Genomic DNA, 23717 nt, shown 5'->3' on the forward strand with positions numbered 1-23717 from the left:
CGGGCCGCCGTCACGCCGATGCGCAACGCACGCGCGTTGCAGGGGCAAACGGGTGCCGGGCTAGCGCCCCCAGCGCAGTACGAGCGGATCGAGCCGCCGCGCCGCGTCGAGCAGGCCCGCGCGTACCTGCGGATGCAGCTCGGGCCACGGCGCGCGCGGCCGGTCGCACGCGATCACGCCGCCTTCCTTCATCAGCGCCTTCGCGGTCAGGAAGCCTGACTGGCGGTTCTCGTAGTTGATCAGCGGCAGCCAGCGCGCGTACTGCTCGCAGGCTTCGTCGCGGCGTCCGGCGAAATACGCGTCGGTGATCCGGCGAACGCCGTCCGGATAGCCGCCGCCCGTCATCGCGCCGGTCGCGCCGGCATCGAGGTCGGCGAGCAGCGTGATGCCTTCCTCGCCGTCCCACGGCCCCTCGATCGCGTCGCCGCCGAGCGCGATCAGCTCGCGCAGCTTCGACGCGGCGCCGGGCGTCTCGATCTTGAAGTACGACACGGCGTCGATCTCACGCGCGAGCGTCGCAAGCAGCGACGCTGGCAGCGCGACACCGCTCGCGGGCGCGTCCTGGATCATCAGCGGAATGTCGAGGCCGTCGGCGACTTCGCGGAAGAATGCGCGCACCTGTGCTTCGGGCACGCGGAACGTCGCGCCGTGGTACGGCGGCATCACCATCACCATCGCGGCGCCGAGTGCCTGCGCCTGGCGATTGCGCTCCGCGCAGATCCGCGCGCTGAAGTGCGACGTCGTGACGATCACCGGCACGCGGCCAGCGACGTGCTCGAGGGTGGTGCGCGTGATGAGGTCGCGTTCGTCGTCGCCGAGCGCGAACTGCTCCGAGTAGTTCGCGTGGATGCAGATGCCCTGCGAACCGGCATCGATCATGAAGTCGAGGCAGCGGCGCTGGCCGTCGAGGTCGAGCGCGCCGTGCGCGTCGAAGATCGTCGGCGCGACCGGAAAGACGCCCTGGTAGCGTGCGTTCATGGCGGGCCTCACTCGACGATGTCGAACTGGTCGAGGAACTCGGTCTTCAGCGTGAGACCGAGGCCCGGCACGTCGTCGCGCAGCTGCAGGAAGCCGTTCTCGGCCACCGGTTCGCCGTCGAAGATGTAATAGAACAGCTCGTTGCCGACTTCCACGTCGAACATCGGGAAGTACTCGCTCATCGGCGACGCGAGCGTGCTCATCGTCAGGTGATAGTTGTGCATCTGGCCCGCATGCGGAATCACCGGCACGCTGTATGCCTCGCACAGCGCGTTGATCTTGTGCGCCATCGTGATCCCGCCGACGCGGTTCGTGTCGTACTGCACGACCGACACGGCCTTGCGGTCCAGCAGCTGCTTGAAGCCATACAGCGAGAACTCGTGCTCGCCGCCGGAGATCGGGATGTTCGTGAGCTGGTTCAGTTCCGCGTAGCCGTCGATGTCGTCGGCGATCACCGGCTCCTCGAGCCAGCGCGGCTGATATTTCTCGAGCTTCGGCAGGATGCGCTTCGCGTACTCGAGATTCCAGCCCATGTAGCACTCGAGCATCAGGTCGTTGTCGTAGCCGATCACCTCGCGGATCGCCGCGACCGACTTCAGGTTCTCCATCACGCCCTGCTGGCCGTGCGCGGGCCCGTAGCCGAAGCGCATCTTGAACGCGCGGAAGCCTTCCTTCAGATACTGCTGCGCTTCTTCCTGCATTGCCCTCAGGTCGGTGCGGTAGAGCTTCGAGTAGTAGCAGGGGATCTTTTCCTTGGTGCGGCCGCCGAGCAGCTTGAACACGGGCTTGCCGACGCTCTTGCCGAGGATGTCCCAGATCGCGATGTCGACGGCCGAGATCGCCGCCATGCCGATGCCCTTGCGGCCCCACGCATGGGTCGCGCGGTACATCCGCTGGTTCAGGTATTCGTAGTCCCACGGGTCCTGGCCGATCACGAGCGGCGCGAGGTACTGGTCGATGATCACCTTCGCGACGTGCGGTGCGAGCGCGACGTTGCCGAGGCCGACGATGCCGTCGTCGGTCTCGACCTCGACGACCGTCCACGCATGGAAACGGAACGTGCTCATGGTTTCCTGCGGCGCGTATAGCAGGTCCATCGCGTTCGAGCAGAAGTTGCCTTGCGGCGGGACGGTCTTGCCTTTCCACTGGAATACGCGGGCGCGCACGGAGCGGATTTTCATGATGGTGTCTCCTGTAATCGATGTTGTCGTGTGGGGATGGCGTGCGAGCGTCACGCCGAAACGGTGGGGGTGCGGCGCGCGGCGCCCATCCGGCAGGCGATCTGCAGCGCCTGCCAGGTCGCGCCGACGTCGGCGCTGCCGCGCCCCGCGATGTCGTACGCGGTGCCGTGCGCGGGCGTCGTGATCGGCACGGGCAGCCCGCCTTGCACGGTCACACCGCGCGAGAAGCCGAGCAGCTTGATCGCGATCTGCCCTTGGTCGTGGTACATCGTGACGATCGCCTGGTAGTCGCCGGCCTGCGCCTTCAGGAAGATCGTGTCGGCCGGGAACGGGCCGTGGAACGGCGCGTCGGTCGGCCACGCGCGCGCCTGCAGCTTGCGCACGGCGGGCTCGATGGTGTCGACTTCCTCGCGGCCGCAACTGCCGCCGTCGCCGCCGTGCGGGTTGAACGCGGCGACGGCGACCTTCGGCGCGGCGACGCCGTTCGCGAGCAGCGACCGGTAGATCAGTTCGGATGCCTGTTCGATGCGCTCGACGCTCAGTTGGGCCGCCGCGTCCTTCAGCGGGATATGCGACGAGATCCGCGCGGTCCACAGTTCGCCGAGCGTGTTGAATTCGCAGAAGTAGCCGGTCACGCCGAGCGCGGCGGCGAAGTGGTGCAGCTCGTCGTCGTGCTTCAGCCCGCCGAGCTTCATCGCGTACTTGTTCAGCGGCGCGAAGCAGATCGCGTCGATGTCGCCGGCGAGCGCGGCGTCGAGGCACTGGTCGAGCACGGTCAGCGTCGACCGGCCGCCGGCGGCGCCGGCCTGGCCGACGGTGACCTGCGCGGGATCGATCGTGTCGACTGCAACGAACGCGGCGCGCGCGGTGGACGGACGGCCGCGCACGGCGGCGAGCGATTCGACGGGCTCGACCTCGACCGTCACGCCGGCGACGCGTTGGCCGGCTTCCCACAGCCAGCGGTCGCCGATCAGCACGAGGTTCGCGCGGGACGTCGCGTCGGGCCGCGCGAGCAGTTTCGCGATCAGTTCGGCGCCGATGCCGGCGGGGTCGCCGAGCGTCAGCGCGACGACGGGCAGGGGAGCGGCGGTCGTCATGCGGCGCCTCCGTGGCGGACGGCGGTCGGGTGCGTGTTCATGCTGTGTCTCCGGTGGCGGCGCGTGGCCGTTGGTGTATGGGGTTCATGCTAGGTAGACGGAATGAGTCGGTAAATTGAAAACTCTTGATGAATCGATAACCTGGAGTAATCGAAATGGGCTCGATCGATCGACGAGACTCGACTCCCCAATTGCTGAACCGGCTGCGGATGCGGCAGATCGCGCTGTTGCTCGCGGTGGATGAATGTTCGACGCTGCGCGCGGCGGCCGGGCAGCTCGGCCTCACGCAGCCGGCCGCGACGAAGATGCTGGCCGAACTGGAAAGCGCGCTCGGCCAGCGGCTGTTCGACCGCGTCGGGCGCGGGCTCGTGCTGAACCCGGCCGGCGAGCGCGTGCTCGGCTATTTCCGCGGGATCCGCGGCAGCGTGGAGGCGCTCAATCGCGAGCTCGGCGAGCTGCAGCTCGGCAGCGCGGGGCGGCTCGCGATCGGCAGCATCATGGCGGCGTCGCCGGGGCGGCTCACCGAGGCGCTGGTGCAGTTGAAGGCGCGCTATCCGCTGCTCGCGATCGACATCGCGGTCGATACCAGCGACCGGCTGATGCCGCAGTTGCGCGAAGGCGTGCTCGAGGTGGTGATCGGCCGCAACGTCGGCACCGATTGCGACTTCCGCGTGGTGGACGACGAGGCGCTCGCGATCATCGCGGGCCGCGACCATCCGCTCGCGGGCGCCGGGCCGGTCGAATTCGACGCGCTGCTCGACTACACGTGGATCCTGCAGCCGGCTGGCAGCCCGGCGCGCGAGGTCGTCGAGCGCGAGTTCCGCGCGCGTCACCAGCCGATGCCGCGCGGGCTGGTCGAAACGGGCTCGATCCTGACGACGATGAACCTCGTCGACCGTTCGCACATGCTCGGCGTGATTCCGCGGACGGTCGCGCAGCGCAACGCGGAGCACGGGCTCGTCGCGATCCTCGATTACGAGCTCGACCAGAAGCTGCCTTCGTACGGGAGCCTCGTGCGGCGCGACCGGCCGTTGAGCATTCCCGCGCAGCAGTTTCTCGCGCTGTTTCACCGCGACGGAGCCGGAAATGACGGCGGCGCGTAACGGCACGGTTTGTCAGCCGAGGCGGCCGAGCCAGCCGCGCCGGCCGCGCTGGCCGAACCAGCCGAATCAACCCAGCCGACCGAATCAGCCGAGCCAGCCGAATCATCCCAGCCGGCCGAATCAGCCGAGCCAGCCGAATCAACCCAGCCGGCCGAATCAGCCGAGCCGACCGAATCAACCCAGCCGGCCGAGCCAGCCGAGCCAGCCGAGCCGGCCGAGCCAGCTGAGCCAGCCGAGCCGGTCATGCACCACCATCGCGGAACGCAATGAAGCGCGATGGTGCCGCCGGCGAGACGGATAAGTCCGGCGAACCCTGAGCGAACGGCCTCAGCGCGCCGACGGCGCGGCCGGCGCTTCGGCGAGCGACGGCGTCGATTCCGACAACGCGCGATCCGGCCGGATCCGCAGCGCGGCGACGATGCCGATCACCAGCATCGCGACCGACCCGATGAACGGCACCGTCCAGCTGCCGGTGCGATCGACGAGATAGCCGAACAGGATCGGCGACAGGATCCCCGAGACCGCCGAACCGGCGTTCATCATCCCGCTCGCGATGCCCGCGTGCTTCGGCGCGATGTCGCTCGGCACGGCCCAGATCGGTCCGATCGTCAGTTCGAGGCACAGGAACGACCCGGACAGGCACAGCGCGATGCCGGCCGTCGAGTGCACGAAGGCGAGCGGCAGCATGAACGCGAGTGCGCCGGTGAAGCTCGCGACGATCACGCTCTGGCGCGACAGCGCGAGATTGCCGGTCTTGCGGTAGATGCGGTCGCACAGCCAGCCGCCGAGCGTGTCGCCGACGACGCCCGCGAAGAACACGCCGGACGCGAACAGCGCGGTCGACTTCAGGTCGAGGCCCTTGCCGTTCAGGAAGAACGTCGGCAGCCACGTGAAGAACAGCCACGCGGTCCAGCCGTAGCAGAAGTACACGAAGATCGTCGGCGCCATCCTGCGGAACAGCGGCCCCCACGGCGTCGTGCCGGACGCCGGAGCCGGCCGGGCGGCGGCAGCGGTGCGGGTCGAGCCGTTGCCGTCGTCGTCGCCGAGCGGATGCTCGCGGAAGCCGACGATCCACCACACGAGCCACACCAGCGTGACCGCGCCGATCACGAAGAACGCCGCGCGCCACGACAGCCACGTCATCAGCGCGGCGACGATCGGCGGCGTGACCGCGTTGCCGAGCCGAGAGAACGAATGCGTGAAGCCCTGCACGACGCCGCGTCGTTCGCGCGAGAACCAGTGCGTGATCGCGCGGGCCTGCGCGGGCAGCGTCGCGCCTTCGCCGATGCCGAGCAGCAGGCGGGCGGCGAACAGCAGCGCGAGGCTGTGCACGAACCCGGTCATGAACGTCGACGCGACCCAGATCAGCCCGCAGCCGATCAGCGTGATGCGGGCGCCGAAGCGGTCGGCGATCCAGCCGCCGAACACCTGGCAGACGGCGTACGAGTACGCGAAGGCGGAGAAGGCGACGCCGAGTTCGGTGTTCGATAGCCCGAGTTCGGACTTGATCGCACCGGCCGCGGTCGCGAGGTTCACGCGGTCGACGTAGAGGATGAACGAAAGCGCGCACAGCAGCCACAGTGTATGGCGCCGTTGACGATGATCGGTAGTCATGTGTCTCGCTCCAAGGTCGTGCACGGCGTTGCAATGACGCCGCGTTCACGGGCCGGGCCAGCATCGCGTGCTGGGCGATGCATCGTCTAATGAATCTTTTGGATCAATTGATAACCTGAGGCATTCGGTTTCGCCGTGCCTGGACACCGGGGCGGACGTGCTGCGGGTTTTCCATGGGCGGTTGCGGCATGATGCGGAATGGGCGTGCAGCGGGCGCGCGCATCGACGCCGGTGCAGTGGCGCTGCGATGATGAAGTGACGAAGCGATATTGCCCAGTCGGGAATGGACGGACATGGAACGACAACTTTCACGCCACCGGGACAGCCGTTTCTGGCAACTGCCGCCGGTGAAATGGTGGATCCAGGGGCATGGCCGCGACGGTTATTCGTTCCGGCTGCTGCTGGTGCCGCTCGTTACCGTGTTCGTGCTCGAATCCGTCTGCGTGATGTTGGGCACGCTGTACGGCGCGCTGCTCGTGAGCGGCGGGATGACGCTGTTGCTCGGGTTCGCCGGGTTTCACGGCGCGAAACGCGAATGGCTCGTGCCGTCCGCGACGGCGCGCGCGCTCGTGAAGGCGCGCACCAAGCAGGCGGCCGAGCGCTTCTCGTCGCTCGGCGCGGGCGCGACGGTACTGGCGATCTTCGTCAGCGCGACGTCGCTGTCGCTCGTGCTGGCGGGCCAGCCGATGCTGGACAGCGTGTCGAAGGACACGGTGTCGATCTTCATCGCGCTGGTGTTCCTGCCGGTGTACGTGTCCGGCGCGGTGCGCAAGCTGGCGATCGCGCGCGTCGAGGAGCTGGAAGCGCTGCGTCAGGCGACCGTGGGCACGCGGCTGAAGTTCGACCGGGCCGGCGCGGTGCGGGCCGTCGTCGTGCAGGGGCCGGAGGGGAAATCGACCGTGTCGGTCGCGGAGTACACGCTGCTCGGTTTCGAGCCGCCGCTCGAACGCGTGGGGCGCGAGACGGGTGTCTAAGGAAGAAGGCTGCGCGCGAGCGCAGCCGTTCGGTGTGATGGCCCGCCGTGCGGGCGTCAGGCCGGATCAGTCGCCCGTGCGGGGAAGCGGGTTCGACGTTGCGGCTGACTGTGCGGGGAAACGTCGCTCGTCGGGCGTCAGCGTGAGATCGTCGGGCCAGCACACGTCGAACCGCGTACCGCCGCCGGGCGCCGGCATGCAGACGGCTTCGCCGCGATGCGCATGCGCGACTGCCGTATTCCAGAACGTCGGCTCCTCGGTCACGCGCTGCGGCTCGCTCGCGAGCGCGTTGAAATTGTCGGCGAGCCGCGCTGCTTCGTGCAGCGAACGATCGCGGGCCGGCGACGGCGCGCGCGCGCGCTGCGCGAGCAGCTTGAATTTGGTGAGCGTCCGCACGAGCGTGTGCCGGGTGCCGTCGACTTCGACCGTCGCTTCGTGATGTTCGAGATCGATCTCGAACGGGTCGGTTGCGCAGGTCGCGCTCGCGTACATGGCGGCCGACTACGGCGACGGATTCTACGGCGAGGGCGAGCGCAGCATGTTCACCAACGGCATCGCGATGATCCTGCCGCTCGATCTGCCGGGCGTGTCGCGCGGCAAGCCGCTCGACAAGATCGGCCAGCGCTCGTTGCCGCAGGGCGAGATCTATTTCGACAACGTGAAGGTGCCGAAGCGCTTCGCGATCGCGCTGAAGGACGATTATCTGGGCAATCTCGCGTCGACGTGGTCGTATGCCGGCACGCACATGTGCCAGGTATTCGTCGGCGCGGCGCGCGCGGCGTTCGAACTCGCGCTCGCGTATTGCCACGAGCGCAAGCAGGGCGGCGCGCTGCTGATGGATCACCAGATGACGCACCTGCGCATCGGCGAGATGCTGCGCCGGCTGGAGATGGCGCGCGCGATCGCGCGGCGCAGCCTCGCGTTTTCACGCATGTCGCCGCAGAGCCATCCGTATGCGACCGCGCAGGCGAAGGTGAGCGTGACCGAGGAAGCGATGAAGGTGACGCACGAGGCGTTTCAGCTGTTCGGCGGCAACGGCACCACGCGCGAGTTTCCGATCGAGAAGCTGTTCCGCGACGTGCGTTCGGCGCTGATCGAGGACGGCGAGAACTACGTCCTCGCGTCGCGGCTCGGCGTGCTGGCCGGGGAGCTTTATCAGAACGGGTGGACGCGAGAGTAGGCGCGCGCCGCAGCCGGGCTTCCCGCCGCCGCCTGGTTTTTGTAAAAGAAGCCACGGCGCAGGCATCGGCGGGCGGGTGCCCGTGTCACGGGCACCCGCCCGCCCAGTCAAATGCGCCCCAGCAACACCAGTATCACGACGATGATGACGACGAGCCCGACGGTCCCCGACGGCCAGTAGCCCCAGCTTCGGCTGTGGGGCCATGAAGGAAATGCTCCGATGAGCAGCAGAATCAGAATGATGATGAGGATCGTACCGAGCATCGCACCCCTCCTTGACGTGTTCGACATGACGGTATCGGCTGCCGCAATTCCCGTGCCGCTGCACCCGGCGGGGTGACAGTCGCCGAAAGTGCGTTGTATGGATACCCGGAATTCATGCGATGAATACTGTTTGATTCAGAAAATAAATTTCAAAAATGCAACCCGCGTCGCTATGCTGGGCTCTCGGTATCACTCACGCGGACTGGCAATGGCTGAACTCTTTCTGGTACGGCACGGGCAGGCGTCGTTCGGCACGGACGACTACGACCGGCTGTCCACTTCCGGCGAGCAGCAGGGCGTCTGGCTCGGCGAGTACTTCGCAAAGCAGGGCCTGACGTTCGACCGCGTGATCTGCGGCACGATGAACCGGCATGCGCAGACGGTCGACGCGATCCTGCGCGGGATGGGCCGCGAAGGCGTGCCGGTCGACCGCCATCCCGGCCTGAACGAATACGACTTCCACGGGCTGTTCGCGGCGGCCGCCAGCGACTATCCGGAGATCGCGCGGCTCGCGGCCGGCTCGATGAAGGAGCATTTTCGTGCGCTGCGGCAGGTGCTGCACCTGTGGGCCGACGACAAGCTCGGCGACACCGCGCCCGAAACCTGGGCGCATTTCCAGCAGCGCGTCGCCGACGCACGCGCTGCGATCCGCCACGGCGGCAGCCAGCGCGTGCTCGCGGTGAGCTCCGGCGGCCCGATCGCGGTGACCGTGCAGCAGGTGCTCGCCGCACCGCCTGCGAGCGCGATCGCACTGAACCTGCAGATCCGCAACAGCAGTCTTTCGCAGTTTTTCTTCAACGCCGACGCGTTCCACCTGGCGTCGTTCAACGGCATCCCGCATCTCGAGGATCCCGAACGACATGCGTGGCGCACCTACGGCTGACCCTACGAACGATCGCGACGATGACGAACCCTTCCCAGCCCCTCGACGTAGCCCGCCTCACGCGCTATCTGGAAGCGCACGTGCCGGGTTTCGAAGGCCCGCTCGACATGGAGAAGTTTGCCGGCGGCCAGTCGAACCCGACCTTCTTGCTGCACGCGAAGAGCGGCCGCTACGTGCTGCGCCGCCAGCCGCCCGGCGAACTGCTGAAATCCGCGCACGCGGTCGATCGCGAGTTCCGCGTGCTGAGCGCGCTGTCGGGCACCGCGGTGCCGGTCGCGCATCCGTATCACCTCTGCGAAGACCGCGACGTGATCGGCAGCCTGTTCTATGTGATGAGCTTCGAGGACGGGCGGATCTTCTGGGATCCGGCGCTGCCGGAGCTGCCGAAGGCCGACCGGGCGATCTGCTACGACGCGCTGCTGCGCACGATGGCGGCGCTGCACGACGTGGACGTCGACGCGGTGGGTCTCGCCGACTACGGCCGTCCCGGCAACTACTTCGAGCGCCAGATCGGCGTGTGGACGAAGCAGTATCGCGCGGCGGAAACGGAGCGCCTCGACGCGATGGAGACGCTGATCGACTGGCTGCCGAAAGCCTGCCCGGAGGACACGGGCCGGCCCGCGCTGGTGCACGGCGACTTCCGGATCGACAACCTGATGTTCGCGCACGACGACTATCGCGTGCAGGCCGTGCTCGACTGGGAACTGTCGACGCTCGGCAATCCGCTCGCCGATCTCGCGTACTTCTGCATGTGCCTGCGGCTGCCGTCGGGTGGCCAGGTGTGCGGGCTCGCGGGCCAGGATCGTGCCGAACTCGGCATTCCCGACGAAGCGGCGATTGTCGCGCGTTATTGCGAACTGCGCGGGATCGAGCCGATCCGCGACTGGCATTTCTATCTCGCGTTCAGTTTCTTCCGGCTCGCGGCGATCGCGCAAGGCGTGAAGGCGCGCGCGCTGCAGGGCAATGCGTCGAGCGAGCAGGCGCTGCGCGTGGGCGCGATGACCGGCCGGCTGGCCGAAATGGCTGTCGGCGTGATCGACGCGCACCGCTGAAATCGACGAAAGCGCCGCGAGCACCGATCGCGCCGCGCGACGGCACGACAACACATCAATGGAGGAGCACAGCAACATGGCAACGAATCTGTTCGACCTGACGGGCAAGATCGCGCTGGTGACGGGCGCGAGCCGCGGCATCGGCGAGGAAATCGCGAAGCTGCTCGCGGAGCAGGGTGCGCACGTGATCGTGTCGAGCCGCAAGCTCGACGACTGCCAGGCCGTGGCCGACGAGATCGTCGCGGCGGGCGGCCGCGCGGAAGCGCTGGCCTGTCACGTCGGGCGGCTGGAGGACATCGCCGCGACGTTCGAGACGATCCGCGGCAAGCACGGCCGGCTCGACATTCTCGTGAACAACGCAGCCGCGAATCCGTACTTCGGGCACATCCTCGATACCGATCTCACCGCATATGAAAAGACCGTCGACGTGAACATCCGCGGCTACTTCTTCATGTCGGTCGAGGCAGGCAAGATGATGAAGGCGCAAGGCGGCGGCGCGATCGTCAACACTGCGTCGGTCAATGCGCTGCAGCCGGGCGACCGGCAGGGCATCTATTCGATCACGAAGGCCGCGGTCGTCAACATGACGAAGGCGTTCGCGAAGGAATGCGGGCCGTTCGGCATCCGCGTGAACGCGCTGCTGCCGGGCCTCACGAAGACGAAGTTCGCGGGCGCGCTGTTCGCCGACAAGGACATCTACGAAACCTGGATGGGCAAGATCCCGCTGCGCCGCCATGCGGAACCGCGCGAGATGGCCGGCACGGTGCTGTATCTCGTGTCGGACGCGGCGAGCTACACGAACGGCGAATGCATCGTCGTCGACGGCGGCCTGACGATCTGAGCGCGCGATGAAACTCGACAGCTATGACGGGCAGGCCGTGATGATCACCGGCGCCGCGAGCGGCTTCGGTGCGCTGCTCGCGAGCGAGCTGGCCGCGATGGGCGCGCGGCTCGCGCTCGGCGACCTGAACGGCGACGCGCTCGAACGCGTGGCCGCGCCGCTGCGCGCGGCCGGCGCCGACGTGATCGCGCAGCGCTGCGACGTGCGTATCGAAGCGGAGGTCGAAGCGCTGGTGCAGGCGGCGGCCGCGCGCTTCGGGCGGCTCGACGTCGGCATCAACAACGCGGGCATCGCCCCGCCGCTGAAGGCGCTGATCGATACCGACGAGGCCGATCTCGACCTGAGCTTCGCGGTGAATGCGAAGGGCGTGTTCTTCGGGATGAAGCACCAGATCCGCCAGATGCTCGCGCGGCGCGAAGGCGTGATCCTGAACGTCGCGTCGATGGCCGGGCTTGGCGGCGCGCCGAAGCTGGCCGCCTATGCGGCGTCGAAACACGCGGTGGTCGGGCTCACGAAGACGGCCGCGCTCGAATACGCGCGGCATGGCATTCGCGTGAACGCGGTGTGTCCGTTCTACAGCACCACGCCGATGGTCACCGACAGTGACATCGGCGATCGCCAGGACTTTCTCGCGCAGGGCTCGCCGATGAAGCGGCTCGGCCGACCCGAAGAAATCGTCGCGACGATGCTCACGCTGTGCGCGAAGGAAAACACTTATCTGACCGGGCAGGCCGTCGCCGTCGACGGCGGTGTCTCGGCCTTCTGAACGAACGGAAAACGGAATCTCGAGGAGTCGATCATGGACTTTGGCTACACCCCGAAAGTGGAAGAACTGCGCGAACGCGTGCGCGCGTTCATGGACGCGCACATCGTGCCGCGCATCCGTCAGTGGAACGAGGAAGTGCATGCGGGGCAGTATCCCGTGTCATTCATGGAGGAGCTGAAGGAGCGCGCGAAGGCCGAAGGGCTGTGGAACCTGTTCCTGCCGCACCTGAAGAGCGACGAGCCGGGGACGGCGCTGACGAACCTCGAATACGCGCCGCTCGCCGAGATCATGGGGCGCGTGGCGTGGGCGTCGGAGGTGTTCAACTGCAACGCGCCGGACACCGGCAACATGGAGCTGCTGCACCTGTTCGCGACGCCCGAGCAGCGCGAACAGTGGCTGCTGCCGCTGCTGCGCGGCGAGATCCGGTCGGCGTTCGCGATGACGGAGCCCGACGTGGCTTCGTCGGATGCGACCAACATCACGACGCGCATCGAGCGCGACGGCGACGATTACGTGATCAACGGCCGCAAATGGTTCATCACGAACGCCGCGCATCCGAACTGCAAGATCTTCATCGTGATGGGCAAGACCGATCCCGATGCGGAATCGCACCAGCAGCAGAGCATGATCCTCGTGCCGCGCGACACGCCGGGCGTGACGGTCGTGCGCAACATCACCGTGGTCAACCACTACGCGCCGGAAGGGCACTGCGAGATCACGTTCGACAACGTGCGCGTGCCGGCGCGTAACCTGCTCGGCGAGGAAGGCAGCGGCTTCGCGCTCGCGCAGGCCCGCCTCGGGCCCGGCCGCATCCACCACTGCATGCGCTCGATCGGCGCGGCCGAGCTCGCGCTGGAACTGATGATCGACCGCGCGCAGTCGCGCGAAGCGTTCGGCAAGCCGCTGAACCGGCACGGCACGATCGGCGAATGGATCGCGCGCTCGCGCATCGAGATCGACCAGGCGCGGCTGCTGGTGTTGAAGGCCGCGTGGATGATCGACAAGGTCGGCGCGAAGGCGGCGCGCAAGGAAATCTCGATGATCAAGGCGCTCGTGCCGACCGTGTACACGGACGTGTGCGATCGCGCGATGCAGGTGTTCGGCGCAGCAGGGTTGAGCCCCGACACGCCGCTCGCAGACATGTGGACCTGGGGCCGCGCGCTGCGCTTCGCCGACGGTCCGGACGAGGTGCACCTGCAGGCGATCGCGCGCATGGAGATCAAGGACGCCGTGCGCGGCTCGACCGAGCCGTACCTGACGCGGCCGCCGCGCGGCTGAGCATCGCGTCGCGCGAGCAAGCGACGTGGGCGAACGGGAGGCGCACGCCGTATTAAGATGTGGGGCCTGTTCCCGCTCATAACGGGCTTGCGCTGGCCGTCAGAAGGGCCGAGCGCAAGGATTGCGACGAAGCGAATACTCGACGTATTCGCAAGGAGCATGACGCGGCGATCGGCCCTTCTGGCGGCCAGCCCCGCGAATGACTTTTTCCAAACAGGGGAACGTGCCTTGCCGGCCGTATTGCGGCGTCGATCGTCGCTTGTTTGGCATGGCCAAACGGCGCTCCTCTCTCCTTGCACTACGACCGGCAAGGCACGTTCGCAAGCCCGTTATGAGCGGGAACAGGCCCCTGGAGATCCGGCGATGCGCCTTTCGAAGATTGATCTGAACCTGTTCGTCGTATTCGAGGCGATCTACAACAAGCGCAACCTGACGCGCGCGGCCGAGGTGCTGAACCTCACGCAGCCGGCCGTCAGCAACGCGCTGGCGCGGCTGCGCAAGACGCTGAACGACCCGCTGTTCGTCAGCACGCCCTCCGGGATGATGCCGACCCCGATGGCCGAGAACATCGTCGGCCGCGTGCGCGAGGCGCTGCAGCTGCTCGATTCGAGCGCGCACGAAGGCGACGTGTTCGATCCGGCCTCGTCCGAGCGCGTGTTCCGGCTCAGCATGAGCGACCTGACCGAAGCGCTGCTGCTACCCGCGCTCGGCGAGCTGCTGCAGACGCATGCGCCGGGCATGCACGTGCGCAGCTACACGATGGACCGCCGCGAAGTGGCGACCGCGCTCGCGAACGGCTCCGTCGACATCGCGATCGACGCACCGCTGATCGGCGATCCGCATCTGCACCAGGCGCTGCTCGTGCGCGACCGCTACGCATGCATGATCCGCGACGATCACCCGTTCAAGGGCGACACGCTGACCCTGGACGACTACCTGTCGATGGGGCACATCCACGTGTCGAGCCGCCGCAAGGGCAGCGGGCACGTCGATGCGGAACTGACGCGGCTCGGGCTGCGCCGCAATATCCAGATGCGCGTGCAGCACTACATGGTCGCGCCGCTGATCGCGATGCGCGGCGATCTCGCGCTGACGGCGCCGCTCAGGCTGCTGCAGCGCTATCCGGCCCGGATTCTCGAACTGCCGTTCGAGATGCCGGGGCTCGAATACTTCTGCTACTGGCATCGCAGCGCCGATCAGGATCAGGGCAGTCAGTGGCTGCGGGAGCAGCTGATGATGCTGATGGGCGGGATGAGCGAGCAGCGGTGATCTGCGGGGCGTGCGCGTCGCGCGTTCACCGGTAGCTGCCGGTCCGCCCCTTAAAACGACTCGTCGTCGAAGCGCGACGATGCCGGCCGGCGCTTCATGTCCTTCAGCCAGTCCCTGACCTTGTCCGGATCCTCGAACTCGCGCAGTGCCACGCCGAGGTCCTGGTTGCTGCGCTGCATGCCGGCAATATCGCGCGTGAGCATGCGGATGACGGTATCGGGCGCGACCTTGACGGACGATGCGATGCCGTACGTCCTGCGGAAATCGTTCTCGACGTGCTGGATCTCCTGATCGAGCTCGCGAAGCTGCTCTTCCAGGATGCCGTTGTAGCGCGCAAGCCGCGCTTCGCCGAGCCCGTCGATCGCACGCCGGTCGATCTGCTCGATCTCCAGTTGCAGTTCCAGCAGCTGCAGCAGGTTGCCCTTCGCATAGGCGTGATTGACCCGCTGCATCAGCACCGTCTTGCGTTCCTGTTCCCGCGGATCGGTTTCGCGATCGGGATGCAGCGCGCTCGCGAGCTTGCGATAGATCTCGCGAATCGACCGGCTCGATTCGGCCTGCTCGGCTTCTCGCCGGGCCTGCGCAGCCGATTGCTTCGGCGCCTTCTTGCGCTTCGCGCGTTGCGCCTCGCGGGCCGCGTGGGCGGCCATGTCGCGCTCGAACTGTGCGTCGAGTTCGGCCTGCATTCGCGCGGCAAGTTCGTCGGGCGACAGCGCGTCGAGATCGTCCGCCGGTTCCATGCCGGGCGTCGGCTTCGATTCCGGCTTCGCCGGTTCGGGATCGGCCGCGGCGCTGCCGACGCTCCCGGATGCGCGATGCCGGTTGTAAATGATCATCAGCGCGGCATCGTCGCTGACGTTCAGCAAGTCGCGCGCCATGTCGGCGATCAGGTCGGAGAGCGTGCGCTGCTCGGCCTTGCTCAAGCCCTTCCGCAGGAAGGCATCGTCGAGCAGATGGATCAGCCTGATCCGCAGCGCGGTCGCTTCCTGTTCGAGCGGCAACAGCCCGTCGACGAATTTCTTCTGGAAGGCCGGCATGACGGCTTCCCACGCCCCGAGACGCGCGCGCCGCTTTTCGATGTGCTCGACGAGCGTATTGAACGTCTTCTGGGCTTTCGACAGGCTGGCTGTCTCGTGACCGGGCGCGATGGCGACCGCGGCACCGCGACGTGCGGTCATGATGAATGTCCTCCGGCCGCGGCAGGAGGCGCGGCAGGCCGGTATTTTAGCCGGATGGGCGTGTGCCCGCCGGCCTGCGGTGCGCCGCTGCCGATGCGTTACAGCACGGCCATCGATTCCGTCATGTTCTGCTTCATGTAGTCGAGGAAGCGCTTCTGGAACAGCATCGTGTGCTCGTGCGCGGCGCGCTCGGCGGCGTCCGCATCGCGCCGCACGATCGCGTCGATCAGTTCGTCGTGGTCGCGGCCGAGCTTGGCGGCCGTCGGCGAACTCACGGTGAAATCGAAGTGCAGATGAAGCAGGCGCTGCCCTTCGCCGAGCAGCCGTTCGTAGTAGCCGACGAAGTATGGGTTGTTCGCGGCATGCGCGATCGCCATGTGGAGTGCCTTGTTGGTCTCCGACATCGCCTGGAAGTCGCCGCTCTCGACGGCCGCCATGTAGACGTCGTCGGCCTTGCGGATCTTCGCGAGATCGGCTTCGGAGCGCTGCGTGGCCGCGAGCCGCGTGACCGCGCGCTGGATCAGGTCGAGCGCCGAGATGTACTTCGGGAATTCCTCGATCTCGAACGGCGTGACGAGCGTCGTGCGGTTCGGCAGGATCGTGACGAGGCCCTCGCTGCTCAGTCGCGCAATGGCGTCGCGCACCGGCGAGCGCGACAGCCCGAACTGCGCGGCCAGCGAGATTTCGTCGAGCTGCACGCCCGGTTTCAGCTTCAGCGTCAGGATCTGCTTGCGCAATTCCTCATACACATACCGCCCGCCGTGCCGGCGGCCGCCACCTTCGGTTTCAACGGCCTCTTTGCTCATCTCGCTACCCTTCCTGTAATCGGCCCGGGTCGCCGGGCGCGCTCTGGAGTTTAGCATCGCGTCTTCACGCGCCTGACGGTGCCGATGGCCCGAATCCGTCGCCCCACGTGTCGCTGAGCATGAACCCGGCGGCCAGCGGGTCGTCGGGATCCACGCCGAGCTGCTGGAACCCGAACACCCACGCGCGCCCGGTGACGCGCGGCAGCACGGCCGGCCGCCCGCCGACGTCGGTCGTGCCCAGCAGCTCGATGCGGAATTCGCCGCCGATCGTCGAGCGCGACGTCAGGCGGTCGCCGACCTGCACGTGCCCGCGCGCGACGAGCGTCGCGAGATTGGCCGAGCTGCCGGTCCCGCACGGCGAGCGGTCGACGCGGCCGGGCGGCAGCGTCGTGCAGGTCTGGTACACCGTGTCGTCGATCCGGTTGCGGAACATCACGTACGCAACCTCGTTGATCTCCGGGACCAGCGGATGCTGCACGGCGACCTGCCGGTTGATGATCTCCTTGAGCCGCACGCCTTGCGTCGCGAGCTGCCGCGCGTTGCCCGGCGCGATGGCGAGCCCGATCTGATCGACGTCGACGAGCGCGTAGTACACGCCGCCGAATGCGATGTCGGCCTTGATCGTGCCGAATGCTTCCGTCTGCACGTCGACGTCGAGATGTTCGACGAACGCCGGCACCATGTCGAGCGATACGCCGACGCAGCGGCCGTCGCGGCAGGCGGCCCGCGCGGTGACGAGACCGGCCGGCGTGTCGAGCACGACGGTGGTTTCGGGCGCTTGCATCGGCACCATCCCGAGTTCGAGCAGCGCGGTCACGACGCAGATGCAGTTGCTGCCCGACATCGGATGCGCCTTGTCAGCCTGCAGCACGATGAAGCCGGCATCCGCTTCCGGCCGCGTCGGCGGCAGCAGCAGGTTGACCGACATCTGCAGGCAGCCGCGCGGTTCGAGCACGACCAGGCGCCGCAAGCTGTCGTCGGTCTCGTTGATGTAGTTCATCTTGTCGAGCATGGTCTTGCCCGGCACGTCGAGGACGCCGCCGGTGATGACCTTGCCGATCTCGCCCTCGCAATGCACGTCGACGAGCTGCAGCGTTTTGTTCCAGCGCATGATCGATTTACCTTCCTACTTGATGTACCAGGCCCAGGGTTTGTCGCTGTCGTAGCGCGTGATCTGCTTGATCTCGAGGTAGTTGTTCAGGCCCCACTCGCCGAGTTCGCGTCCGATCCCGCTCTGCTTGTAACCGCCCCACGGCGCCTCCGTGAACGTCGGCTGCGAGCAGTTGATCCATACGATACCCGCGCGCATCGCGCGTGCCACGCGCTCGCAGCGCGGCAGGTCGGCCGACATCACCGCCGCCGCCAGCCCGAAGCGCGAATCGTTGGCCGAGCGCACCGCTTCGTCTTCCGAATCGAACGGCCGCACGCAGACGACCGGGCCGAAGATCTCCTCGCGCCAGATCCAGCTGTCTTCCGGCACGTCGGCGAACACGGCCGGCTCGATGAAGTAGCCGCGCTCGAGATGCGCGGGCCGGCCGCCGCCCGTCACGAGCCGCGCGCCTTCGTCGCGGCCGCGCTCGATCGCCGCCCGTACCTTGTCGTACTGGCCGCGGCTCACCAGCGGGCCGAGCAGCACGCCGTCGTCACGACCGTTGCCGATCCTGATCTTGCGCGCTTCCTGCGCGAGCCGCTCGACCAGCGGCGCATACAGCGAGCGCTCGACGAGCACGCGCGACGTCGCCGAACACACTTCACCCTGGTTCCAGAAGATGCCGAACAGGATCCATTCGACCGCCGCTTCGAGATCGCTGTCGTCGAACACGATGAACGGCGACTTGCCGCCGAGTTCGAGGCTCACGTTCTTGATGTCGCGCGCGGCGGCCTGCATGATCCGGCTGCCGGTCGGCACGCTGCCGGTGAACGCGAGCTTGTCGATGCCCGGATGCTCGGCGAGCGGCGCGCCGGCGTCAGCGCCGAGGCCCGTCACGACGTTCAGCACGCCGGCCGGCAGCCCGGCCGCGTCGGCGATGCCGGCCAGCTCGAGCGCGGTGAGCGGCGTCAGTTCGGACGGCTTGAGCACCATCGTGCAGCCGGCCGCCAGCGCGGGCGCGACCTTCCACGCGGCCATCAGCAGCGGAAAATTCCACGGGATGATCGCACCGGCCACGCCGATCGGCTCCTTCCGGACCACCGTGCTGAAGCGTTCGTCCGCCAGCGGCACTGCGGTTTCGGCGCCGCTGTCGAGCTGTTCGGCGAGTCCTGCATAGAAGTCGAAGCAGCCGGCGGCATCGCCGAGATCCCACAGCGCTTCGGGCAGCGGCTTGCCGTTGTCGCGTACTTCGAGCTCGGCCAGCTCGGGCAGCCGGTCGCGGATGCCTTGCGCGATCTTGCGCAGCACGGCGGCGCGCTGCGCGCCGATCATGCGCGGCCACGGGCCTGTGTCGAACGCGCGGCGCGCGGCGTTGACCGCGGCGTCGATGTCCTGCGCGGTAGCGGCGGCCACTTTCGCGATCACGGTTTCGTCGCTCGGGTCGAGCGTGTCGAAGGTACGGCCCTGAACGGGCGCCACCCAGCGGCCGTCGATGAAAAGTCGTTCGTAAGAATGCATGAAAGGTCTCGAATGTCAGGCGAAGCGATAAGCGCTGAATGGCGACAAGTCCTGCCGCGTCGGGCGACCGGCCGCGAGGTCGCCGACCAGGCGGCCCGTGGTCGCGCCGAGCGTGAGGCCGAGCTGGCCGTGGCCGAATGCCATGATCACGTTCGGCAGCCGCTTCGAGCGGTCGATCACCGGTTTCGTGTCGGGCAGGAACGGCCGATAGCCCACGCCGTACTCGACGCGTGCGGTCTGCAGCTCGGGCAGGATCCGTCGGGCCTTCTCCAGGATGATGTCCGCGCGCCGGAAGTTCGGTGCCGCATCGCGGCCCGCGAACTCGATGGTGCCGCCGATCTGCAGCCCGCGCGTCATCGGGCTGAAGCAGAAGCCGCCGTCGGCGTAGATGACGGAGTGGCGGAACTCGACGCCCGGGTCGGTCACGAGCGCCTGGTAGCCGGCGATGCCTTCGAGCGGCACGCGCACGCCGAGCTGCCCGAAGAACTGCCGCGAACCGGTGCCGGCCGCGACGACGACATGCTCGGCCGCGACGCGCTCGCCGTTCGCGAGCGTTACGCCGCTCGCGCGTCCCGACGCCTCGTCGATGCGTGCGGCGGTCGTGCGGATGCGGCGTCCGCCTTGCGCTTCGAAGCTGGCCGTCAGCGCCGCGATGAAGCCTTCGGTATCGTTGACCGCGCGCCAGTCCGGAAACAGCAATCCGTGCCGGAACCGGCCGGCGAGCGCCGGTTCGAGATCGCCGATGTCCGCGGCCGTCAGCCGCTGCGAGGCGAAGCCGAGCGACTGCCGCAGCGCGAGATGCGGCTGTTCGTGCGCGATGCCGGCTGGATCGTCGAACACCTCGAGCACCGGGCGCTGGCCGAGCAGCGCGCGATCGCCGCATGCATCGAGCAGCGGCGCGTAATCGGGATAGACCTCGTGCGTCAGCGTGGCCATCGCCTGCGCGATCGACACGATCTTCGCGTGGCGGGCGGATGCGACGAACCGGAAGAACCACGGCAGGATGCCCGGCAGTGCGCCGGGCCGCAGCGCGAGCGGCCCGTTCTGGTCCATCAGCCAGCGCGGCACCTTCATCAGGATGCCGGGCTTCGACAGCGGAATGACCTCGCTGACGGCCATCTGCCCGCAGCTCCATTTTGCGGTGCTGTCGCCCGGGGCGGCCGGATCGATCAGCGTGACGGCGTGACCGTCGCGCTGCAGATAGAGCGCGCAGCACACGCCGACGATCCCGCCGCCGATCACGACGGCCGTTGTCGCGCGTGCGGTGCCGGGGGCGGCGGACACGTGTTGTCGCGGAATCGCGTTCAATTGACGAACTCCTGGAGGCTGAAGCCGTGCGCATACGGCTGGGACGAATCGACGCGATACTGCGCGCGCCCGGTGACCCACGCGCGTCCTTCGATGCTCGGCCGCACCGCGTCGAGCCCGCTGTCGAGTCGCATGACCGATTCGACGCGGCCGATGAAGCGGCTGCCGATCAGGCTCTCGTGGCAATACGCATCGCCGGCCTGCAGCCAGCCGCGCGCGAAGCGCTGCGCGACGCGTGCGGAGCTGCCGGTGCCGCACGGCGAACGGTCGACGAGGCTGTCGCCGGCAATCACCACGGCGCGCCCGTGTGCATCGTCCGCAATCGGCTTGCCGGTCCACATGCAATGCCGCACGCCGCGAATCGCCGGATGATCGGGGTGCACGACGTCGAGCGCCGCGTTGACCGCGCGTTGCACGTCGCGGCCCCACGCCAGCAGTTCGTCCGGCGTGAAGTGCTCGCAGCCGGGGAAGTTCGGCTGGACCTCGACGATCGGGTAGAAGTTGCCGCCGTACGCGACGTCGACGGCGAGCCTGCCGAGCGCGGGAATGTCGATCTCGACGTCGCGCGCGAGCAGGAAGCTCGGCACGTTGGTGAAGCGCACCGAGCTCACGCGTGCGCCGTCCATCTCGTAGCGCGCGACGATCTGCCCGGCCGGCACGTCGACCGTGACCGTGCCCGGCTCCTTCGGCACGACGAGGCGTTCCTCGATCGCGAACGCGATCGAGCCGATCGTCGCGTGGCCGCACATCGGCAGGCAGCCCGACGTCTCGATGAACAGCAGGCTGAAGTCGGCGTTGTCGTTGACCGGCGGATAGAAGATCGTGCCCGACATGTGTGCGTGGCCGCGCGGCTCCAGCATCAGCGCGCGGCGCACCCAGTCGTGATGCGCGACGAAATCCTCGCGGCGCGCGTTCATCGTCGCGCCCGGCAGCGTCGGCACGCCGTCGATCACCATGCGCACCGGCATGCCCTCGGTGTGGCCTTCGATGCAGGTAAAGCTGTGAATCGTCATGTTGAGGTTCCTCGGTCGGCGTACCGGCACCGAGCGGCGCCGGTACGGATGCGCATGACGGCCTTACGCCTGCGACGCCTCGAAGATCGCGCGGAACTCCGTCTTCTCCTGGTCGGTCAGCGGCTGCAGCGGCATGCGGGCATTGCCGACCTTGAAGCCGGCCAGTTCGCAGCCGTATTTCACCTTCTGGATGAACTTGCCCGATTCCATGCTCGCCATCACCGGGAACAGCGAGCGCATCACGTTCTGCGCGCCGGCGATGTCGCCCGCCGAGAATGTGTCGTAGAAGCTCAGGACCTGTTTCGCGAAGCAGTTTGCCGGCCCGCAGATCCAGCTCGTCGCGCCCCACAGGAAGAAGTCGAGCGCCTGGTCGTCGGAGCCGCACGACAGCTGATAGTGGTCGCGGTACTTGCCGCCGATCTCGATCGCACGCAGCAGGTTGCCGCTGCTTTCCTTGATGCCGATCACGCGCGGATGATCCTTGAAGGCGTCGAGCACGCCGAAGCCGACCTCGACGTTCGTGCGTACCGGATAGTTGTACAGGATCACGTTCACGTCGGTCACCGCGGCGAGAATCGCGTCGTAGTGCCCGATCAGTTCGTCCTGCGACGGCAGCGCGTAGTACGGCGGCGCGATCAGGATGTTCGTGTAGCCGGCGTCGCGCGCCTGGCGGACCTGCTCGATCACCTCGCGCGTCGACGAGCCGTTCGCGCCGGCGATCAGCGTGCCGCGGTTGCCGACCACTTCGCGAACGGTCTTCATCACCGCGCGGCGCTCGTCGTTCGTGAGCGCGTAGTACTCGCCGGTCGAACCCAGCGGAACGAAGCCGCTGACGCCTGCGGCGAGCTGATATTCGAGGATCGACGCGAGCGTGTCGTGATCGACCGCGCCCGATGCATCGAACGGCGTGACGAGGGCGGGCAGAATGCCTTTCAGTTGCATGAGATTTCTCCGGCTTGGGTGAGAGCGTTGCGAGTTAATAGGCATAGCGCCTGAGCATCCTGGACTCCACTACGCCGACCAGGCGGGTCAGCGGAAAGGCGACGAGGAAATAGATGACGGCGACGGTCGTCAGGAACTCGACGGGCCGCGCGGTGCTGTTCGACACGTTCTGGCCGACGAACATCAGGTCGGCGATCCCCACCGACGAGATGAGCGCGCTCTCCTTGAACAGGCTCACGACGTTCGACAGCAGCGGCGGGATCGCGCGCAGCAACGCCTGCGGAAAGATCACGTAGACGATCTTCACGTGTGGCGACAGGCTGAGCGCGATGCACGCGTCGTGCTGCTCGCCGGCGATCGACTTCAGCGAGCCGCGAAACGTCTCGCTCGTGATCGCGGCCATGTACAACGTCAGCGAGATCAACACCGACAGGTACGGCGGGATCGGCAGCCGCAGCACGACCGGGAAGCAGAAGAACACCCAGAACAGCTGGATCAGCAGCGGCGTGCCGCGGAAGAATTCGACGAACGCGGTGACCGGCCCGCGCAGCCAGCGCGACGGCGACATCCGCAAGAGGCTCAGCACGAAGCCGAGCAGGCTGCCGACGAGCGCGCACGTGACGGTGAAGGCAAGCGTCAGCCCGAGGCCTTTCGCGAGCACGAGCCAGTACGGCCAGACGACGGAAAAATCGAGATTCACGACGGGCTCCTCAGCGCTGGACGGCGACGTCCTGACGGCGCTCGATGACGTGGACGAGTTTCGCGATCGGCAGCGACAGCGCGAAATACACGAGCGCGACGACCGAGTAGGTTTCGAGCGGCCGGTACGCTTCGGTCGCGATGCTCTTCGCGACGTACATCAGGTCGGCCACCGCGACGATTGCCACCAGCGCGCTTTGCTGCAGGCTGCCGATGCCGTTCGTCAGCAGCACCGGCATCGCGCTGCGCAGCGCCTGCGGCAGTACGACGAAGATCGTGCGTTGCCACGGCCGCAGGCCGAGCGCCACCGCGGCGTCGAGATGCTCCTTCGGCACCGCCTGCACGCCGGCGCGGTAGGCTTCCGCGTTGAAGGCGGTCAGGTTCAGGCCGAGCGCGAGCACGCCCATCGCGACCGGGTCGATGAATACGTCGACCATCATCGGGATGCAGTAGAAGAACCAGATGATCTGCAGCAGCGCCGGCGTGCAGCGGAAGAATTCGATGAAGAGCTGGGCGGGCCAGCGCACGAGCGCCCAGCGGCTCATCGCGAGCAGGCACAGCACGAAGCCGAGCACGAGGCCCATCGCGTTCGCGGCCACGGCCAGCACGACGGTGACCTTGAGCCCGTCGAGCAGCGCGCCGAGGCTGCCGGCGAGGAAGCTGAAATCGAAGTGGTAGTTCATG

22 protein-coding genes and 3 pseudogenes are annotated in these 23717 nt (G+C 67.5%); 9 read left to right on the plus strand and 16 right to left on the minus strand.

The window, feature by feature from the left end:
• Positions 1 to 60 precede the first annotated feature (60 nt).
• Genes AC1Z3W_RS02215 through AC1Z3W_RS02225 form a run of 3 tightly spaced genes read right to left on the minus strand, consistent with a single transcriptional unit; the run spans position 61 to position 3256 of the window.
• On the minus strand, positions 61 to 978 hold the full coding sequence (locus AC1Z3W_RS02215; RefSeq protein ID WP_057926241.1) for a dihydrodipicolinate synthase family protein: 918 nt from the start codon (positions 976 to 978) through the stop codon (positions 61 to 63).
• 8 nt (positions 979 to 986) lie between these two features.
• Complete coding sequence (locus AC1Z3W_RS02220) at positions 987 to 2159, minus strand: L-rhamnonate dehydratase (protein WP_057926242.1); 1173 nt, start codon at positions 2157 to 2159, stop codon at positions 987 to 989.
• Positions 2160 to 2209: 50 nt separating this feature from the next.
• Complete coding sequence (locus AC1Z3W_RS02225; protein ID WP_057926243.1) at positions 2210 to 3256, minus strand: 4-hydroxythreonine-4-phosphate dehydrogenase PdxA; 1047 nt, start codon at positions 3254 to 3256, stop codon at positions 2210 to 2212.
• 155 nt (positions 3257 to 3411) lie between these two features.
• On the opposite strand from AC1Z3W_RS02225, the gene AC1Z3W_RS02230 reads away from it, so the two are divergent.
• The gene (locus AC1Z3W_RS02230) at positions 3412 to 4359 is read left to right on the plus strand and encodes a LysR family transcriptional regulator (protein ID WP_057926244.1); all 948 of its coding nucleotides are present in this window, start codon (positions 3412 to 3414) and stop codon (positions 4357 to 4359) included.
• A 327-nt stretch (positions 4360 to 4686) separates the two neighbouring features.
• Here AC1Z3W_RS02230 and AC1Z3W_RS02235 read toward each other — a convergent pair whose 3' ends face one another.
• Positions 4687 to 5973 (minus strand): MFS transporter, encoded by a 1287-nt coding sequence (locus AC1Z3W_RS02235; RefSeq protein ID WP_483506840.1) that lies wholly within the window; start codon positions 5971 to 5973, stop codon positions 4687 to 4689.
• A gap of 293 nt (positions 5974 to 6266) precedes the next feature.
• On the opposite strand from AC1Z3W_RS02235, the gene AC1Z3W_RS02240 reads away from it, so the two are divergent.
• Positions 6267 to 6947, plus strand: coding sequence for a hypothetical protein (locus AC1Z3W_RS02240; protein ID WP_175825978.1), 681 nt, complete (start codon positions 6267 to 6269; stop codon positions 6945 to 6947).
• 212 nt (positions 6948 to 7159) lie between these two features.
• Here AC1Z3W_RS02240 and AC1Z3W_RS02245 read toward each other — a convergent pair.
• Together AC1Z3W_RS02245 and AC1Z3W_RS02250 are read right to left on the minus strand one after the other, a co-directional pair.
• Positions 7160 to 7298, minus strand: a pseudogene (locus AC1Z3W_RS02245) (two-component sensor histidine kinase); the annotation flags it as partial.
• A pseudogene (locus AC1Z3W_RS02250) lies at positions 7293 to 7409 on the minus strand (DNA-binding response regulator); the annotation flags it as partial. The pseudogenes AC1Z3W_RS02250 and AC1Z3W_RS02245, both read right to left, overlap by 6 nt.
• On the opposite strand from AC1Z3W_RS02250, the pseudogene AC1Z3W_RS02255 reads away from it, so the two are divergent.
• Positions 7399 to 8127, plus strand: a pseudogene (locus AC1Z3W_RS02255) (acyl-CoA dehydrogenase family protein); the annotation flags it as partial. The pseudogenes AC1Z3W_RS02250 and AC1Z3W_RS02255 overlap by 11 nt on opposite strands.
• Positions 8128 to 8234: 107 nt before the next feature.
• Here AC1Z3W_RS02255 and AC1Z3W_RS02260 read toward each other — a convergent pair.
• On the minus strand, positions 8235 to 8390 hold the full coding sequence (locus AC1Z3W_RS02260; protein WP_071290498.1) for a DUF3309 family protein: 156 nt from the start codon (positions 8388 to 8390) through the stop codon (positions 8235 to 8237).
• Between the two features lie 208 nt (positions 8391 to 8598).
• Between AC1Z3W_RS02260 and AC1Z3W_RS02265 the strand changes: the two genes are divergently transcribed.
• The 6 genes from AC1Z3W_RS02265 (at position 8599) to AC1Z3W_RS02290 (ending at position 14479) form a co-directional block, all read left to right on the plus strand.
• On the plus strand, positions 8599 to 9273 hold the full coding sequence (locus AC1Z3W_RS02265; protein WP_057926264.1) for a histidine phosphatase family protein: 675 nt from the start codon (positions 8599 to 8601) through the stop codon (positions 9271 to 9273).
• Positions 9274 to 9293: 20 nt separating this feature from the next.
• A complete protein-coding gene (locus tag AC1Z3W_RS02270) occupies positions 9294 to 10325 on the plus strand; it encodes a phosphotransferase (protein ID WP_057926265.1) in 1032 nt (343 codons plus the stop codon).
• 76 nt (positions 10326 to 10401) lie between these two features.
• Positions 10402 to 11166, plus strand: coding sequence for an SDR family oxidoreductase (locus AC1Z3W_RS02275; RefSeq protein ID WP_057926436.1), 765 nt, complete (start codon positions 10402 to 10404; stop codon positions 11164 to 11166).
• A gap of 7 nt (positions 11167 to 11173) precedes the next feature.
• On the plus strand, positions 11174 to 11932 hold the full coding sequence (locus AC1Z3W_RS02280; protein WP_124833997.1) for an SDR family NAD(P)-dependent oxidoreductase: 759 nt from the start codon (positions 11174 to 11176) through the stop codon (positions 11930 to 11932).
• Between the two features lie 33 nt (positions 11933 to 11965).
• On the plus strand, positions 11966 to 13210 hold the full coding sequence (locus tag AC1Z3W_RS02285; protein ID WP_124833996.1) for an acyl-CoA dehydrogenase family protein: 1245 nt from the start codon (positions 11966 to 11968) through the stop codon (positions 13208 to 13210).
• A 363-nt stretch (positions 13211 to 13573) separates the two neighbouring features.
• Positions 13574 to 14479, plus strand: coding sequence for a LysR family transcriptional regulator (locus tag AC1Z3W_RS02290; RefSeq protein WP_483506843.1), 906 nt, complete (start codon positions 13574 to 13576; stop codon positions 14477 to 14479).
• 50 nt (positions 14480 to 14529) lie between these two features.
• On the opposite strand, the gene AC1Z3W_RS02295 is transcribed toward AC1Z3W_RS02290, so the two are convergent.
• The 9 genes from AC1Z3W_RS02295 to AC1Z3W_RS02335 all read right to left on the minus strand — a co-directional run bounded on the left by AC1Z3W_RS02295 (position 14530) and on the right by AC1Z3W_RS02335 (position 23716).
• Positions 14530 to 15657, minus strand: a complete 1128-nt coding sequence (locus AC1Z3W_RS02295; RefSeq protein ID WP_057926269.1) for a J domain-containing protein — start codon at positions 15655 to 15657, stop codon at positions 14530 to 14532.
• Between the two features lie 98 nt (positions 15658 to 15755).
• Positions 15756 to 16463 (minus strand): GntR family transcriptional regulator, encoded by a 708-nt coding sequence (locus AC1Z3W_RS02300; protein WP_175825974.1) that lies wholly within the window; start codon positions 16461 to 16463, stop codon positions 15756 to 15758.
• Positions 16464 to 16527: 64 nt separating this feature from the next.
• Complete coding sequence (locus AC1Z3W_RS02305) at positions 16528 to 17574, minus strand: proline racemase family protein (RefSeq protein WP_483506845.1); 1047 nt, start codon at positions 17572 to 17574, stop codon at positions 16528 to 16530.
• A gap of 15 nt (positions 17575 to 17589) precedes the next feature.
• Positions 17590 to 19071 carry an aldehyde dehydrogenase family protein gene (locus AC1Z3W_RS02310; protein ID WP_483506847.1) on the minus strand — a complete coding sequence of 494 codons (1482 nt, stop codon included), beginning with the start codon at positions 19069 to 19071 and terminating at the stop codon, positions 17590 to 17592.
• 15 nt (positions 19072 to 19086) lie between these two features.
• Positions 19087 to 20379, minus strand: a complete 1293-nt coding sequence (locus AC1Z3W_RS02315; RefSeq protein WP_483506848.1) for an NAD(P)/FAD-dependent oxidoreductase — start codon at positions 20377 to 20379, stop codon at positions 19087 to 19089.
• Complete coding sequence (locus AC1Z3W_RS02320) at positions 20376 to 21392, minus strand: 4-hydroxyproline epimerase (protein ID WP_124833991.1); 1017 nt, start codon at positions 21390 to 21392, stop codon at positions 20376 to 20378. Before AC1Z3W_RS02320 ends, AC1Z3W_RS02315 begins: the two co-directional genes overlap by 4 nt.
• Positions 21393 to 21455: 63 nt before the next feature.
• Entirely contained in the window at positions 21456 to 22334 is an 879-nt protein-coding gene (locus AC1Z3W_RS02325; RefSeq protein WP_483506850.1) for a dihydrodipicolinate synthase family protein, read from the minus strand.
• A gap of 34 nt (positions 22335 to 22368) precedes the next feature.
• On the minus strand, positions 22369 to 23034 hold the full coding sequence (locus tag AC1Z3W_RS02330) for an amino acid ABC transporter permease (RefSeq protein ID WP_124833989.1): 666 nt from the start codon (positions 23032 to 23034) through the stop codon (positions 22369 to 22371).
• 10 nt (positions 23035 to 23044) lie between these two features.
• Positions 23045 to 23716 (minus strand): amino acid ABC transporter permease, encoded by a 672-nt coding sequence (locus tag AC1Z3W_RS02335; protein ID WP_124833988.1) that lies wholly within the window; start codon positions 23714 to 23716, stop codon positions 23045 to 23047.
• Between the last annotated feature and the right edge of the window lies 1 nt (position 23717).

Source organism: Burkholderia sp. 10_S31 (assembly GCF_056930375.1).